Genomic DNA, 14,836 nt, shown 5'->3' on the forward strand with positions numbered 1-14,836 from the left:
GTTTCCGCGGACTCGCGGCCGGATCGGTAACCCGGGTTTAACGCAGAGGGGTTGCCTTCCGGCCGCCGCCGGGGCAAAGGTATGGCGCAAAACCTTTGCCCCGGCATCCTCCAGGCAGGAGCGGCTTCATGGCCGATCGCACGGACTCCCCCAGCGCACCGCCCGCCGCGACCCCGGCCGGCGACACCCCGGACTACCTCGAACGGCGCACCCTGCGCAGGGGCAGCGCCGGAACGCTCCTGCTGACCGGCCTGGGCGTGGCCTACGTCGTCTCCGGCGACTACTCCGGCTGGAACCTCGGCCTCGCCCACGGCGGCTTCGGCGGCCTCGCCGTCGCCGCGGCCCTCATGGGCCTGATGTACACCTGCATGGTCTTCGCCCTGGCCGAGCTGGCCGCCGTGCTGCCCACGGCGGGCGGCGGCTACGGCTTCGCGCGCCGCGCCCTGGGCCCCTGGGGCGGCTTCCTCACCGGCACCGCCATCCTCGTCGAGTACGTGCTCGCGCCCGCCGCCATCTCCCTCTTCATCGGCGACTACGTCGAGTCCCTGCACCTGTTCGGCCTCACCTCCGGCTGGCCCGTGTACCTCGCCTGCTTCGTCGTCTTCATCGGCATCCACCTGTGGGGCGTCGGCGAGGCGCTGCGGTTCAGCTTCGTGGTGACGGGGGTGGCGGTGGCCGCGCTCGCCGTCTTCGCCGCGGGCGCGTTCACCGGCTTCGACGCCGCCCGCCTCCACGACATCCCGGCCGACCCGGACGCCTTCGGGTCCTCGTCGTGGCTGCCGTTCGGACTGCTGGGCATCTGGGCCGCGTTCCCCTTCGGCATGTGGTTCTTCCTCGGCGTCGAGGGCGTGCCGCTGGCCGCCGAGGAGACCCGCGACCCGGCCCGCACCCTGCCGAGGGCCATGGCCACCTCGATGGGCATCCTGCTGGTCCTCGCCCTGGTCACCTTCCTGGCCGCCACCGGCGCGGGCGGCGCGGACGCCCTGAAGGACGCGGGCAACCCCCTGGTGGCCGCGCTGGAGACCGGCGGCCACGGCCACGCCCTCGCCCGCGTCGTCAACTACGCCGGGCTCGCCGGCCTGGTGGCCTCCTTCTTCTCCCTCATCTACGCCGGCTCCCGCCAGCTCTTCGCCCTCTCCCGGGCCGGCTACCTCCCCCGCTTCCTCTCCCTGACCAGCCGCCGCAAGGCCCCCTGGCTCGGCCTCGTCGTGCCCGGCACCCTCGGCTTCGCCCTGGCCGCGGCCAGCGGCGACGGGGCGCGCATGCTCGACGTCGCCGTCTTCGGCGCCACCATCTCGTACGCCCTGATGTCGCTCTCCCACATCGTGCTGCGCCGCCGCGAACCCGGCCTGGCCCGCCCCTACCGCACCCCGGGCGGCGTCGTGACCTCGACCACCGCCTTCCTGCTGGCCTGCGCGGCGCTGGTGGCCACCTTCCTGGTGGACGTGACCGCGGCGCTGATCGCCCTGGGGGTCTACGCGGTCGCGGCCGCGTACTTCGCCCTCTACAGCCGGCACCGGCTGGTCGCGAACGCGCCGGAGGAGGAGTTCGCGGCGCTGGCGCGGGCGGAGGCGGAACTGGAACGCGACTGACGCCCTCGCGCGAACGCCCCCATGCGAACGACCTCACGCGAACGCCCTCACGCGAACGCCCTCACGCGATTGACCGGCAGGACCCCCGGGCAGGCCCACCGGACGGGGCCGCCCACCGGACGGAAAGGACACCACCGTTGACCGCAGCCTCACGGCCGCCGCTGATCGGCGTCACCACCTACTCCACCCGCGCGCGCTGGGGGGTGGCCTGGGACCTGCCCGCGGCCCTGCTCCCCACCGCGTACCCCACGTACGTCCAGCGGTCCGGCGGCCTGGCGGTGATGCTGCCGCCGGACGACCCGGCGGCGGCCGCCGCGGTGGTCGCCCGGCTGGACGGCCTGATCCTCGCGGGCGGCGAGGACCTGGACCCGGCCCTCTACGGCGAGGAGCCCCACCCCCGCGCGGGCGCGCCCGTGCCGGAGCGCGACCGCTGGGAACTGGCCCTGCTGGCCGCGGCCCTCGACGGGGGCGTCCCGGTCCTCGGCATCTGCCGCGGCATGCAGCTGATGAACGTCCACGCGGGCGGCACGCTCGTCCAGCACCTGCCGGACACGGTGGGCCACGACGGCCACAACCCCGAGCCGGGCGTCTTCGTGGACCACACCGTCAAGCCGGTCCCGGGCACCCTGACCGCCCGCCTGCTGCCGGACCCGGTCGACGTGGCCACCCATCACCACCAGGCGGTGGCCCGCCCGGGCGCGGGCCTCGTCCCCTCGGCCCACGCGGACGACGGCACCGTCGAGGCCCTCGAACGTCCCGGCGCCGGCTTCGCCCTGGGCGTCCAGTGGCACCCGGAGGCCCACGACGACCTGCGCCTGGCCGAGGCCCTGGTGGCGGCGGCGGGGGAACGGTGAGGGGCGGTCCAGGACAGGAGGTGCCGGATCGTCAGCTCTCCTGGTCCGGCCCGCCGCGCCGGCGCCGGCGGGTGATCAGGTAGGTCGCCGTCGCGGCGAGGCCCGCGGCCAGCGCTGCGGTGCCGGCGATGACGGCGGCGAGCTCGCCGAGGGAGACGCCGCTGTCGTCGTCCTCGTCCTCGTCCGGAGCCGTCTCGCTGGTCCTGTCGACGGCGGAGTCGTAGTCGGCGGGGCCGGCGCAGAAATCGCGGTTGCCGGGGTCCATCTCGGCGACGACCGTCAGTTCGACGGAGTCCGCCGGCTCCTCCTCGCCGCCGTCCTTGAGGTCGACGGGGTAGGTGCCCGGCTCGATGTCGCACAGGACCATGCCCGCGACCTTGGTGTACAGCTCGCCGTTCTTGCCCTCGCGGAAACGCTTCTCCTTCAGCGTCAGCTTCTTGACGAACGCCGGGGATTCGACGGTCAGATAGCCGTCGTGGTCGTCGAGTGTCGTCCGGCCCGTGGTCACGGTGAAGACCACCTCGCGGCCCCGCTGGGTGGGGGCTCCGCTCGATATCGAGCTCTCGGAGTCGGTCAGGGACGGGTCCGCCGCCGCGCCGGCCGCACCCGTGAGGACGAGGGCCGCCGCGGTCAGGGCCGCCAGGGAAGTCCGGGCAGGGTTCATGCGGGGAGGATATCGAGAAGGATCATCCCCCGGGCCCGCCCGGGAGGCCACCGGCGCGCCCGCCCGGAGCGGCGTGCTTGCCCGGAGGCGACCGGACACCACCGGATCGGCCCGGCGACCCGCTGAATCGTTCCAGCGGGCCACCCTGACGCGTCCCGGTGCCCGGTCAGGCCGCCGCGGCCGGCCCCTCGCCGGTCTCCTGCTCCGCCTCGACCTGCTGGTTCCACTCGCGCTTGGACGCCTGCCAGCCGTCCTCGTCGTGGCCGCGCCGCCAGTAGCCCGAGATCGACAGCCGCTCGCGCGGGACCTCGCGCTCCAGGCGCAGATGGCTGCGCAGCTCCTTCACGAAACCGGCCTCGCCGTGCACGAAGGCGTGGACGTCACCGGCCGGGAAGTCCAGCCCCCGCACGGCGGCGACCAGGGCCTCGCCCACGGGCGCCGCGCCGCGGTGCAGCCAGGTGACCTCGACGCCGGCGGGCAGCTCCAGCTTCTGCTCCTCGTCCGCGTCGGCGACCTCCACGAAAGCGTGCACGAGCGCGCCCTCGGGCATGGCCTCCAGCGAGGCGGCGATCGCGGGCAGCGCGCTCTCGTCGCCGGCCAGCAGGTGCCAGTCGGCGGCGGGGTCCGGGGCGTATCCGCCGCCGGGGCCGAGCATGCGGATCTCGTCGCCGGGCCGCGCGCCCGCCGCCCAGGGGCCAGCGAGGCCCTCGTCGCCGTGGACGACGAAGTCGATCACCAGCTCGCGGGCCGCGCGGTCGAAGGAGCGCACGGTGTACGTCCGGGTCCGGGGCCACTGCTCGCGCGGCAGGTCCCGGCGGACGGCCTCCATGTCGAAGGGCTCGGGGTAGGTGACGCCCGGCACGGGGAAGAGCAGCTTGACGTAGTGGTCGGTGCGGTCGCCGGCACCGAATTCCGCGAGCTGCTCGCCGCCCAGGACCACCCGCACCATGTGCGGCGCCGGCCGCTCGGTGCGGATCACCCGCGCCAGGGTGATCGGCTTCGGTTTGCGGACGGGACGGTCTGCCATGGCGTGTCTCCCCTGATCCCCTGATCACGATAAGTTAGGTCTGCCTAACCTAACATCTAGCCGCCGAGCGTGGAGAGCAGCCGCTGCAGCGAGCCGCCCAGTCCCCAGCGCTCCGCCAGCGCCTCCAGCACCTCGGGGTCCCGGGGCTCGCCCGGGAGCGCCGCGTCGAAGGGGGCCAGCGGGACGTCCGTGGCGACCCGGACCACCGTGGGCGCCACCGCCAGATACGGGCCCGCCTCGGCCAGCCGCTTGCGCTGCGCCGGGCTGATCCTCGCCGCCGGGTCCTCGACCGCCGCCATGATCCCGGCCAGATCGCCGAAGGAGGCCAGCAGCTTCGCGGCCGTCTTCTCGCCGATGCCGGGCACCCCCGGCAGCCCGTCGCTGGGGTCGCCGCGCAGCAGCGCCAGATCGGCGTAGCCGGGCCCGTCCACCCCGTACTTCTCGCGCAGCGCCGCCTCGTCCACGGCGTGGAGCGTGCCCACGCCCTTGACGGGGTAGAGCACCCGCACCCCGCGCCGGTCGTCGACGAGCTGGTAGAGGTCACGGTCGCCGGTGACGATGTCGACCGGGCCCGGGGCGCGGCCGGCCAGGGTGCCGATCACGTCGTCGGCCTCGTACCCCGTGGCCCCCACGCGCGCGATGCCGATCGCGTCGAGCACCGCCTCGATCACCGGCACCTGCGGGGAGAGGGTGTCGGGCACCTCCTCCTCGTCGGGGCCCACCGCGGTCTCCTCGGCCACCCGGTGCGCCTTGTACGAGGGGATCAGGTCCACCCGCCACTGGGGGCGCCAGTCGGCGTCCATGCAGGCCACGAGGTCGTCCGGCCGGTGGTCCTGGACCAGGCGGGCGATGAAGTCCAGCAGGCCGCGCACCGCGTTCACGGGCGTGCCGTCGGGCGCCTTCACCGATTCCGGCACCCCGAAATAGGCGCGGAAGTACAGGGAGGCGGTGTCGAGAAGCATCAGGCGTCGGGTCACGCCCCGATCATGCCGCACCCCACCGACATCCCCCGGACGGAATGTGAAGTGGATCACGGTTCGGTTTGCCCTGAATGACCTCGGGCAGGCGCGACGCCGGAGTGGACCGGCCGTGGGGGAGGCGCGCCGGCGACCGAGTTCTACCCGAGAGGTTTATGTGTCCAGGCTGCAGGCCGAGCACGTGTACAAGGTGTTCGGCAGACGACCCGAGGCCGCCGTCCGGCGGCTCCGGAACGGAGCGAGCCGCGACGAGCTGCGCGCCGACGGCACCACCGCGGCGGTGATCGACGCGTCGTTCGAGGTCGAGGCCGGCCAGATCTTCGTGGTGATGGGGCTCTCCGGTTCCGGCAAGTCCACGCTGCTGCGCATGCTCAACGGGCTGCTGGAGCCGACCTCCGGCAGCATCCGTTACGACGGGCGCGATCTGACCGCCCTGTCCCCGGCCGAGCTGCGCGACGTACGGTCCCGCAACATCAGCATGGTCTTCCAGCACTTCGCCCTCTTCCCCCACCGCAGCGTCCTGGAGAACGCCGCCTACGGGCTGGAGGTGCGCGGCGTGCCGCGCCGCGAGCGCGAGGAGCGGGCGGCCGAGGCCCTGGAGCTGGCCGGGCTCGCCGGCTGGGAGACCTCCTGGCCCGACGAGCTGTCCGGCGGCATGCAGCAGCGCGTCGGCCTGGCCCGCGCGCTGGCCACCGACGCCGACCTGCTGCTGATGGACGAGTCCTTCAGCGCCCTCGACCCGCTGATCCGCCGCGACATGCAGGACCAGCTGCTGGACCTGCAGAAGCGGCTGAAGAAGACCATCGTCTTCATCACCCACGACCTCAACGAGGCCATGCGCCTGGGCGACCGCATCGCGGTCATGCGCGACGGCCGGATCGTGCAGAACGGCACGGCCGAGGACATCCTCGTCCGCCCGGCGAACGACTACGTCGCCTCCTTCATCCAGGACGTCGACCGTTCCCGGGTGCTCACCGCCGGTTCGATCATGGACGGGACGGCGACGGCCGCCCGGACCGGGGTGCCGGCGGACGCGGCCTCGGTGAGCGCCGACACGCCCGTGGCCGAGCTGTTCACGCCCTTCTCGCGCAGCGGCTCCCCGGTCGTCGTCACCGGCGAGGACGGGGAGACGACCGGCGTCGTCACCCGCGACCGGCTGCTGGCCGCGCTGGCCGACCAGCCGGACCGGACGGACCGGACGGACCGGACGGACCCCGTACCGGAGGGCGGCGCCCTGCCCGGCCGGCCGGCGACCGGGGCGGAGGTGACCGCCCGTGCCTAGCATCGACCTCGGCGGCTGGGCCGAGAGCGCCGTGAACTGGCTCCAGTCCCACCTCTCCTGGTTCTTCGACGCCGTCAACACCGTCCTGACCGGCCTCTACGACGGCGTGGGCGCCGTGCTCGGCGCGCCCCACCCGCTGCTCATGGCCGGCATCCTCGCGGTCGTCGCCTGGTGGCTGCGCGGCCTGTTCGCCGGCGCCGCCGCCTTCGCCGGGCTCGCGCTCGTCGACTCCTTCGGGCTGTGGGACGAGGCGATGTCGACGCTGTCGCTCGTCCTCGTCGCCAGCCTCATCACCCTGCTCGTGGCCGTCCCGCTCGGCGTCTGGGCGGCCCGCGACCGCCGGGTGAGCGCGGCGCTGCGGCCGGTCCTGGACGTCATGCAGACGATGCCCGCCTTCGTCTACCTGATCCCGGGCGTGATGTTCTTCTCGATCGGGCCCGTCCCTGGCCTGATCGCCACCATCGTCTTCTCGATGCCGCCCGGCGTCCGGATGACCGAGCTGGGCATCCGCCAGGTGGACGGCGAGCTCGTCGAGGCCGCCGAGGCCTTCGGCACCACGCCCCGCGACACCCTGCTGCGCGTCCAGCTGCCGCTGGCGCTGCCCACCCTCATGGCGGGCGTCAACCAGGTCATCATGCTGGCGCTGTCCATGGTCGTCATCGCCGGCATGGCGGGCGCGGGCGGCCTCGGCGAGGCCGTGTACTCGGCCGTCACCAAGGTCGACATCGGCGGCGGTGTGGAGAGCGGCGTCGCGGTCGTCGTCCTCGCCATGTACCTGGACCGGATGACCGGCGCCCTCGGCCGGCGGGTCTCCCCGCTCGGCCGCCGCGCCTCGGCCAAGGCCGCCGCCTCCGCGCGCGGCGCCCTCCCCAGGGTCCTGCGTTACCGGCCCGGCACCGCCGTCGCCACCGTCGGCATCGTCGCCCTCGCGCTCGTCGCGGGCGGGATGCGCGTCGCCCAGGGCGGCGACACGGCGAACGTGGCCGCGGGCAAGGACGTCGGCCACGGCAAGCAGGTCCGCCTCGGCTACTTCCCGTGGGACGAGGCGGTCGCCGCCACCTACCTCTGGCAGAACGTCCTGGAGGACCGCGGCTACAAGCCCGACGTCAAGCAGCTCGACCCGGGCCCGCTCTACACCGCGCTCGCCCAGGGCCAGATGGACGTCCAGTTCGACTCCTGGCTGCCCACCACCCACCAGCAGTACATGGACCGCTACGGCGACCGGCTCACCGACCTCGGCTCCTGGTACGGCCCCACCTCGCTGGAGCTGACCGTGCCCTCGTACGTCAAGGGCGTCGACTCCCTGGCCGACCTCAAGGGCCGGGGCGCGGAGTTCGGCGGGAAGATCGTCGGCATCGAGTCCAGCGCCGGCATGATGGGCAAGCTGAACGACGCCGTGCTCAAGGAGTACGGCCTCGACGGCGAGTACAAGGTCGTCTCGTCCTCCACCTCCACCATGCTCGCCGAGCTCGACCGGGCGCTGAAGAAGAAGCAGCCCATCGTCACCACCCTGTGGTCCCCGCACTGGGCCTACGGGACGTACGACCTGAAGAAGCTCAAGGACCCCAAGGGGGCCTGGGGCCGGGGCGAGAGCATCCACACGGTCGGCAAGAAGGACTTCACCGCCGACTTCCCGGAGATCGCCCGCTGGGTGAAGGGCTTCAGGATGTCCGAGAAGGACCTCTCCTCCCTGGAGGCCGAGATCCAGAAGGGCGGCAAGGGCAAGGAGAAGGAGTCCGCCCGCCACTGGCTCGACGCCCACCCGGGCTTCGCCGACCGGATGGCACCTGTCACCACCTGACGAACGGGCGTACGGTGGGGCGGTGAGCCCGCTGAGCGGCCGCCCCGCCGTACGCCGAGTCGTCTCCCTGGTCCCCTCGCTCACCGAGGCCGTGGCCATGACCGAGCCCGGCCTGCTCGTGGGCGCCACCGACTGGTGCGACCACCCGGCCGGGCTCGACGTCGTCCGGATCGGCGGCACCAAGAACCCCGACGTCGCACGGATCGTCGCCCTCGCCCCCGACCTCGTCCTCGCCAACGAGGAGGAGAACCGCGCCCCCGACCTCGGCGCGCTGCGCGCCGCCGGACTGGACGTGCTCGTCACCGAAGTACGCACGCTCGACGCGGCCTTCACCGAGCTGGAACGGGTCCTGGTGCGCGGCTGCGGGCTGGCCCGGCCCCGCTGGCTCGACGACGCGCGCGACGCCTGGCGGGCGGTGCGGACGAGCGAGCCCGTGGCGCGGGCCGTGGTGCCCGTGTGGCGCAGGCCCTGGATGGTGCTCGGCCGGGACACCTTCGCCGGCGACGTGCTGGCCCGCCTCGGCGTCACCACCGTCCACGCCCGGCACCCCGAGCGCTACCCCCGCGTCCCCCTCGACGAGCTCAACGCCTGCGGAGCCGACCTCGTCGTCCTGCCCGACGAGCCGTACCGCTTCACGCACGACGACGGGCCGGAGTCGTTCCCCGGCCTGCCGTACGCGCTCGTGAGCGGTCGTCACCTCACGTGGTACGGGCCATCGCTGACGGAAGCACCGTCGGTGCTGGACGCGGCGCTGCGAGCAGCCGGCCGCTGAGCAGCCCGGCCGCCGTCCGGGCCGCCGCGACGGCCCACGCGGTGACCAGCAGCGCGTACAGCGCCACCGCCGCCCAGGTCAGGGCGGTCAGCCCGGTGTGCCGGGCCAGGCCCGCCGCACCGGTGACGCACGTGCCCACGGGGAAGGTGAAGGCCCACCAGGTCATCGCGAAACCCATGCCGGACCGCGCGGCGCGGACCACCATGGCCGTCGCCAGGACGAGCCACAGCAGGGCGAAGCCCATGACGGGGACGCCGTAGAGCACCGCGAAGGCCGCCGCCGCCCCGGCGTACGGCTGCCCGGCGGCGACCGGCGCGACGTCGGCGAGGTTGCCGGTCGCGGTGGTGGACTGGCCCAGCGGGCCGAGCACCAGGAAGAGCGTGGGGGTCAGCGCGAGCGGCAGCGGACCGTGGTGGATCAGGCGCGCGACCACGGCGGGCAGGATGACCAGCGTGGCCAGCAGGCTCGCCCCGAACAGCGCGTAGCAGCCCAGCAGCAGCGCCTCCCGCCACTGCCCCGCGGGCAGGTGCGGTACGAGGGCGGGGCCGAGCGCCGCGGAGACCATCGGCGCCACCACCGGCAGCAGCCACACCGGCGAGGCGTCGCCGGGGGCTATCCGGTGCCGGGTGACCATCAGGTACGGGATGCCCGCCGCCGCGACGAGCCCGGTCCCGGTGCCCACCACCCACAGCACGGCGTCGGCGGCCACCGCCGCGCGCTCGCCGATCACCCCGGAACCCACCGAGAGGGTGGCCCCGCCGACGGCGAGCAGAGCCATCGCCAGACAACCGTAGAAGGGGGCGACCGCCGGGTCGCCGAGGTGCCGCCGGGCCTGGTCGGGGTGGCGCGCCCAGTGGCCGGCGCGGGCCGCGAGCAGGGCGATCAGGAGCAGCGCGGCCAGGGCCCACACCGCCTCGCAGGCCCCGCGCAGCCCGGGGAGGCGGACGGGCAGGGCGGCCCCGGCGGAGGCGACGATCGCGGTGCCCATGACGGTCGCGTACCAGTTGGGGCCCAGGTGGCGGAGGGGGGTGGGGTGGCTTTCCGTGCTCATGGTCCCACCCTCACCCCCGCATACGCCCCTCACCAGGGACGATGTGGCTATGAGGGCATAAGCTGGACTGATGAGCGAAGAGCCGGTCCGGGTGCCGCTGGCCCACCGGGTGCCCGACCTCGGAGCCCTGGAACTGCTGCTCGCCGTGGCCCGGCTGGGCAGCCTGGGGCGGGCGGCCCGCGAGCTCGGCATCACCCAGCCCGCCGCGAGCGGCCGGCTACGGGCCATGGAACGTCAGCTCGGCGTCGCGCTCGTCGAGCGCTCGCCGCGCGGTTCCCGGCTGACGGAGGCCGGGGTCCTCGTCACCGACTGGGCGCGGCGGATCGTGGAGGCGGCCGAGGCCTTCGACGCGGGCGCCCAGGCGCTGCGCGGCCGCCGGGACTCCCGGCTGCGGGTGGCCGCCAGCATGACCATCGCCGAGTACCTGCTGCCCGGCTGGCTGGTCGCCCTGCGCACGGCACGCCCCGGCACCGCCGTCTCGCTGCTCTCCGGCAACTCCGCCGCCGTCGCCGCCCTGCTGCTGGCCGGGGACGCGGACCTCGGCTTCGTCGAGGGACTGGACGTCCCGGCCGGCCTGGACGGCACCGTCATCGGCCGTGACCGCCTGGTGGTCGTCACCGCCCCCGGCCACCCCTGGGCCCGCCGGCGCACCCCGCTGCCGGCGGCCGAGCTGGCGGCCACCCCGCTGATCCTCCGCGAACGCGGCTCGGGCACCCGCCAGGTCCTGGACGCGGCCCTGGCCGGCCACGGCGGCCTGGCCGAGCCGCTGCTGGAGCTGGCCTCGACCACGGCGGCGAAGGCCGCCGCTGTCGGCGGCGCGGGCCCGTGCGTGCTCAGCGAACTCGCGACCGGCGAGGAACTGACCGCGCACCGCCTGGTGGAGATCCCGGTGGCGGACCTCCCCCTGCGCCGCGCCCTCCGAGCGGTCTGGCCCACGGGCCACCGCCCGACGGGCCCGGCCCGGGAGCTGCTGGGGCTGACGCGCTCCCGGACCGTGTGACCGTCACCCCGGTGACCGTCACCCCACCGACGAGTACGCCACGACCCCCCGCAGCAGCCCCTCGACCGCCTTGCGGGCGTTGCGGGCCACCGGGCTGCCGGGCGGGGCCGCCGCGGCGATCTGGCCGAGGACGTCGATCAGCTGCTTCGTCCAGCGGACGAAGTCGCCCGCCGGCATGTCGATCTCCCGCAGCACCTCGTCCAGGCCGTGGCCGGAGGCCCAGCGGTAGGCGGGCCAGGCGAAGCCGAGGTCCGGCTCGCGCTGGCCGACGCCCTCCGCCTGGTTGATCTTGTGCTGCTCCTCCAGGGCGTCGAGGCGGCCCCAGATGCGGACCATCTCGCCGAGGGCCTGCTGCGCCGGCCCGGCGGGCAGCTTGGGCGGGGCGGCGTCGTCGGCCGTGCGGGCCTCGTAGACCAGGGCCGAGGCGCAGGCCGCGAGCTCGGCCGGCTTGAGGCCGTCCCACACGTTGTCGCGCAGGCACTCGGAGGCCAGCAGGTCCAGCTCGCCGTAGAGACGGGCCAGGCGGCGGCCGTTCTCCGTGACCTCGTCGCCGTGGAGGTAGCCGAGCTCGGTCAGCAGCGCGCAGATGCGGTCGAAGGTGCGGGCGATGGTGTTCGTCCGGCCCTCGATGCGCCGCTCCAGCTGCCGGGTGTCGCGCTGCAGGCGGTAGTAGCGCTCGGCCCAGCGGGCATGGTCCTCGCGCTCGTCGCAGCCGTGGCAGGGGTGGGCGCGGAGCGCGGCGCGCAGCCGGGCGATCTCGGTGTCGTCCGCGCCGGCGCCGCGGGCCTTGCGGTGCCGGTCGGGCACGATGTGGCCGGCCTTGGTGCGCAGCGCGGAGGCCAGGTCACGGCGGGACTGGGGGCTGCGCGGGTTGAACGACTTGGGGATGCGCATCCGCTCCAGCGGCTCGACCGGCACCGGGAAGTCGATCGGGGCGAGCCGCTTGACCTGCCGCTCGGCGGTGAGGACGAGCGGGCGCGGGCCCTCGTGGTGGTCGTAGCCGCGGTGGCGGTCCGTACGGGCGGGCGCCACGCCGGGGTCGAGGACCAGCGCGAGGCCGGCGTACTTGCCGGTGGGGACGTGGATGACGTCGCCCGGGCGGAGCCGCTCCAGCGCGGCGGCCGCGGCGGCGCGCCGCTGGTGGGCGCCCTGCTTGGCCAGCTCGGTCTCGCGGTCCTTCAGCTCGCGGCGCAGGCGGGCGTACTCGGTGAAGTCGCCGAGATGGCACTCGATGGCCTGCCGGTACCCGGCGAGGCCCTCCTCGTTCTTCTGCACCTGGCGGGAGATCCCGACGACCGACCGGTCCGCCTGGAACTGGGCGAACGACGTCTCCAGCAGCTCGCGCGAGCGGTGCCGGCCGAACTGGGAGACCAGGTTGACGGCCATGTTGTACGAGGGCTTGAAGCTGGAGCGCAGCGGATAGGTGCGGGTGCCGGCGAGGCCCGCGAGCGCCGCCGGGTCCATGCCGCGCTGCCAGAGGACCACGGCGTGGCCCTCGACGTCGATGCCGCGCCGGCCGGCGCGGCCGGTGAGCTGGGTGTACTCGCCGGGGGTGATGTCGGCGTGCTGCTCGCCGTTCCACTTGACGAGCTTCTCCAGCACCACGGTCCGGGCGGGCATGTTGATGCCCAGGGCCAGGGTCTCGGTGGCGAAGACGGCCTTGACCAGGCCCTTGACGAAGAGCTCCTCGACGACCTCCTTGAAGGTCGGCAGCATGCCCGCGTGGTGGGCGGCGATGCCGCGCTCCAGGCCTTCGAGCCACTCGAAGTAGCCCAGGACGTGGAGGTCCTCGTCGGGGATGGGGGCGCAGCGCTCCTCGACGATCTCCCGGACCCGGAGCCGGGCCGCGTCGTCGTTGAGCCGCAGGCCGGCGTAGAGGCACTGCTGGACGGCGGCCTCGCAGCCGGCGCGGCTGAAGATGAAGGTGATGGCGGGCAGCAGGCCCTCGGCGTCGAGCCGCTCGATGATCTCGGGGCGGCCGGGGGTCCAGATGCGGCTGCGCTGGCGGCGCTCGCGCTCGCGGTCGGCCTCGCGGACCATCTTGCCGCGGCGGCGCTCGCGCGGGTTGTAGACCCGGCTGTTCTCCATGCGGGCGGTGCGCAGCAGGTCGGGGTTGACCTCGCGGCGGGCGGCGCCGCGGCCGCCGTGGTCGGTGGCCTCCTCGAAGAGGTCGTACATCCGCCGGCCGGCCAGGACGTGCTGCCAGAGCGGGACGGGCCGCTCCTCGGACACGATGACCTCGGTGTCGCCGCGGACGGTGTCGAGCCAGTCGCCGAACTCCTCGGCGTTGGAGACGGTGGCCGAGAGGGAGACGAGGGTCACCGACTCGGGGAGGTGGATGATGACCTCCTCCCACACGGCGCCGCGGAAGCGGTCGGAGAGGTAGTGCACCTCGTCCATGACCACGTGGCCGAGGCCTATCAGGGCCTGCGAGCCCGCGTAGAGCATGTTGCGCAGGACCTCGGTGGTCATCACCAGCACGGGGGCGTCGGCGTTGACGCTGTTGTCGCCGGTGAGCAGGCCGACCTTGGCGGCGCCGTAGCGCCGGACCAGGTCGTTGTACTTCTGGTTGGAGAGCGCCTTGATGGGCGTGGTGTAGAAGCATTTGCGGCCCTGGGTGAGGGCCAGGTGGACGGCGAACTCGCCCACGATGGTCTTGCCGGAGCCGGTCGGCGCCGCGACCAGCACCCCCTTGCCGGCTTCCAGGGCCTTGCAGGCCTCGATCTGGAAGGGGTCGAGCTCGAAGTCGTACATCTCGCGGAAGGGGGCGAGAGCGGTGGCCTGCTCCGCGGCGCGCTGCCGTGCCAGGGCGTAGCGCTCAGCAGGGGACATGTCGTCGGTCATCTTGTCTCCGAGCCTACCGGTGACCCATGACAGCCACCCGATCTTTATCGAGCTCCCAGGAGCCGGACGGCCGCGGGGACGGTCTCGGCGGTGAGCGGGAGCGGGCCGAGGGGTTCGCCGTCGGCGTAGCCGGTGACACCGTCGGCCTCCAGGGTCACCGTGGCGGCACGGTGGGTGGTCACCCGGGGGTGGGTCAGGTGGGTGCCCCGGTAGACCTTGGGGAAGACGCGCAGCAGGGTGGTGCGGCTGCACGGGCCGACGACGGTGACGTCGAAGAGGCCGTCGTCCAGGCGGGCGCCCGCGCAGATGCGCATGCCGCCACCGTACGAGCGCCCGTTGCCGACGGCTATGAGGGTGGCGTCGATCCGCTGCTCGGGGCCGTCGTCGAGCCGGAGCCGGTAGCGCACGGGGCGCAGGGCGGCCAGTTCGGCGAGGAGGGCGGCGTCGTAGCGCAGCCGGCCGGTGGGGAAGCGCATGCGGTTGCCGCGGTCGTTGACCCGGGAGTCGAAGCCGGAGGCCAGGACGGTGCCGAACCAGGTGTCCCCCACCCGGCCGAGGTCGACGGGCCGGCCGCCGTCGCCCTTGAGGGAGGCGGCGACGACGCGGGCGGCCGCGGCGGGGTCGCGTACGGGCAGGCCGGCGGCGCGGGCGAAGTCGTTGCCGGTGCCGACGGCGATCACGCCGAGGGGGGTGGGGGTGCCGGCGACGGCCCGTAGGGCCAGGGAGGTCATGCCGTCGCCGCCGACGGCGACGAGGGCCCCGGTGCCGCCGGCGACGGCCTCGCGGGCGCGCCGCAGCGCGTCCCCGGCGTCGGTGCCCAGGACGGTGCGGACGCGGAAGCCGGCGTCGCGCAGGACGCCGGCGGCGGGCGCGACGGCCCGGGTGCCGCGGCCCCGGCCGGCCGTGGGGTTGACGAATAACGTGATGTCGCTGGTCACCCGGGGACACTACCGGTCGGCGGGGGCCCGGCGG

12 protein-coding genes are annotated in these 14,836 nt (G+C 74.3%); 6 read left to right on the top strand and 6 right to left on the bottom strand.

Features of this window, described 5'->3' with window-relative positions; genetic code table 11:
* Nucleotides 1-128: 128 nt before the first annotated feature.
* Nucleotides 129-1,592 (top strand): ethanolamine permease, encoded by a 1,464-nt coding sequence (gene eat / locus AC07BS_RS10415; RefSeq protein ID WP_478931382.1) that lies wholly within the window; start codon nt 129-131, stop codon nt 1,590-1,592.
* A gap of 137 nt (nt 1,593-1,729) precedes the next feature.
* A complete protein-coding gene (locus tag AC07BS_RS10420) occupies nt 1,730-2,446 on the top strand; it encodes a gamma-glutamyl-gamma-aminobutyrate hydrolase family protein (protein ID WP_478644735.1) in 717 nt (238 codons plus the stop codon).
* Between the two features lie 31 nt (nt 2,447-2,477).
* Here AC07BS_RS10420 and AC07BS_RS10425 read toward each other — a convergent pair whose 3' ends face one another.
* From AC07BS_RS10425 to AC07BS_RS10435, 3 genes are all read right to left on the bottom strand, one after another.
* Nucleotides 2,478-3,110, bottom strand: a complete 633-nt coding sequence (locus AC07BS_RS10425) for a hypothetical protein (protein WP_478644736.1) — start codon at nt 3,108-3,110, stop codon at nt 2,478-2,480.
* Nucleotides 3,111-3,276: 166 nt separating this feature from the next.
* Entirely contained in the window at nt 3,277-4,137 is an 861-nt protein-coding gene (locus AC07BS_RS10430) for a siderophore-interacting protein (protein ID WP_478644738.1), read from the bottom strand.
* A 56-nt stretch (nt 4,138-4,193) separates the two neighbouring features.
* Nucleotides 4,194-5,099, bottom strand: coding sequence for a 5'-3' exonuclease (locus tag AC07BS_RS10435; protein ID WP_478645078.1), 906 nt, complete (start codon nt 5,097-5,099; stop codon nt 4,194-4,196).
* 172 nt (nt 5,100-5,271) lie between these two features.
* Here AC07BS_RS10435 and AC07BS_RS10440 point away from each other — a divergent pair, with 172 nt between their 5' ends.
* Genes AC07BS_RS10440 through AC07BS_RS10450 form a run of 3 tightly spaced genes read left to right on the top strand, consistent with a single transcriptional unit; the run spans nt 5,272 to nt 8,969 of the window.
* Nucleotides 5,272-6,396: a quaternary amine ABC transporter ATP-binding protein gene (locus tag AC07BS_RS10440; RefSeq protein ID WP_478644740.1), complete on the top strand. Its 1,125-nt coding sequence runs from the start codon at nt 5,272-5,274 to the stop codon at nt 6,394-6,396.
* A complete protein-coding gene (locus tag AC07BS_RS10445; RefSeq protein WP_478644743.1) occupies nt 6,389-8,197 on the top strand; it encodes an ABC transporter permease/substrate binding protein in 1,809 nt (602 codons plus the stop codon). Before AC07BS_RS10440 ends, AC07BS_RS10445 begins: the two co-directional genes overlap by 8 nt.
* 31 nt (nt 8,198-8,228) lie before the next feature.
* A complete protein-coding gene (locus AC07BS_RS10450; protein WP_478931498.1) occupies nt 8,229-8,969 on the top strand; it encodes a helical backbone metal receptor in 741 nt (246 codons plus the stop codon).
* Here AC07BS_RS10450 and AC07BS_RS10455 read toward each other — a convergent pair.
* Nucleotides 8,896-10,020 (bottom strand): TDT family transporter, encoded by a 1,125-nt coding sequence (locus AC07BS_RS10455; RefSeq protein ID WP_478644745.1) that lies wholly within the window; start codon nt 10,018-10,020, stop codon nt 8,896-8,898. The genes AC07BS_RS10450 and AC07BS_RS10455 overlap by 74 nt on opposite strands.
* Nucleotides 10,021-10,090: 70 nt before the next feature.
* On the opposite strand from AC07BS_RS10455, the gene AC07BS_RS10460 reads away from it, so the two are divergent.
* Complete coding sequence (locus tag AC07BS_RS10460; protein ID WP_478644748.1) at nt 10,091-11,020, top strand: LysR family transcriptional regulator; 930 nt, start codon at nt 10,091-10,093, stop codon at nt 11,018-11,020.
* Nucleotides 11,021-11,038: 18 nt separating this feature from the next.
* Here the strand turns inward: AC07BS_RS10460 and AC07BS_RS10465 are convergent, their stop codons facing one another.
* Nucleotides 11,039-13,864: a DEAD/DEAH box helicase gene (locus tag AC07BS_RS10465; RefSeq protein ID WP_478644750.1), complete on the bottom strand. Its 2,826-nt coding sequence runs from the start codon at nt 13,862-13,864 to the stop codon at nt 11,039-11,041.
* A gap of 44 nt (nt 13,865-13,908) precedes the next feature.
* A complete protein-coding gene (locus tag AC07BS_RS10470; protein WP_478644753.1) occupies nt 13,909-14,802 on the bottom strand; it encodes a diacylglycerol kinase in 894 nt (297 codons plus the stop codon).
* Nucleotides 14,803-14,836: the final 34 nt, after the last annotated feature.

It is taken from the genome of Streptomyces sp. NPDC044063 (assembly GCF_056434285.1).

Excerpts from the sequence above, each read along its gene's own strand:
- eat (WP_478931382.1), top strand. The coding sequence starts at position 129 with ATGGCCGATCGCACGGACTCCCCCAGCGCACCGCCCGCCGCGACCCCG.
- AC07BS_RS10425 (WP_478644736.1), bottom strand. The coding sequence starts at position 3,110 with ATGAACCCTGCCCGGACTTCCCTGGCGGCCCTGACCGCGGCGGCCCTC.
- AC07BS_RS10430 (WP_478644738.1), bottom strand. The coding sequence starts at position 4,137 with ATGGCAGACCGTCCCGTCCGCAAACCGAAGCCGATCACCCTGGCGCGG.
- AC07BS_RS10435 (WP_478645078.1), bottom strand. The coding sequence starts at position 5,099 with ATGCTTCTCGACACCGCCTCCCTGTACTTCCGCGCCTATTTCGGGGTG.
- AC07BS_RS10455 (WP_478644745.1), bottom strand. The coding sequence starts at position 10,020 with ATGAGCACGGAAAGCCACCCCACCCCCCTCCGCCACCTGGGCCCCAAC.
- AC07BS_RS10460 (WP_478644748.1), top strand. The coding sequence starts at position 10,091 with ATGAGCGAAGAGCCGGTCCGGGTGCCGCTGGCCCACCGGGTGCCCGAC.
- AC07BS_RS10465 (WP_478644750.1), bottom strand. The coding sequence starts at position 13,864 with ATGACCGACGACATGTCCCCTGCTGAGCGCTACGCCCTGGCACGGCAG.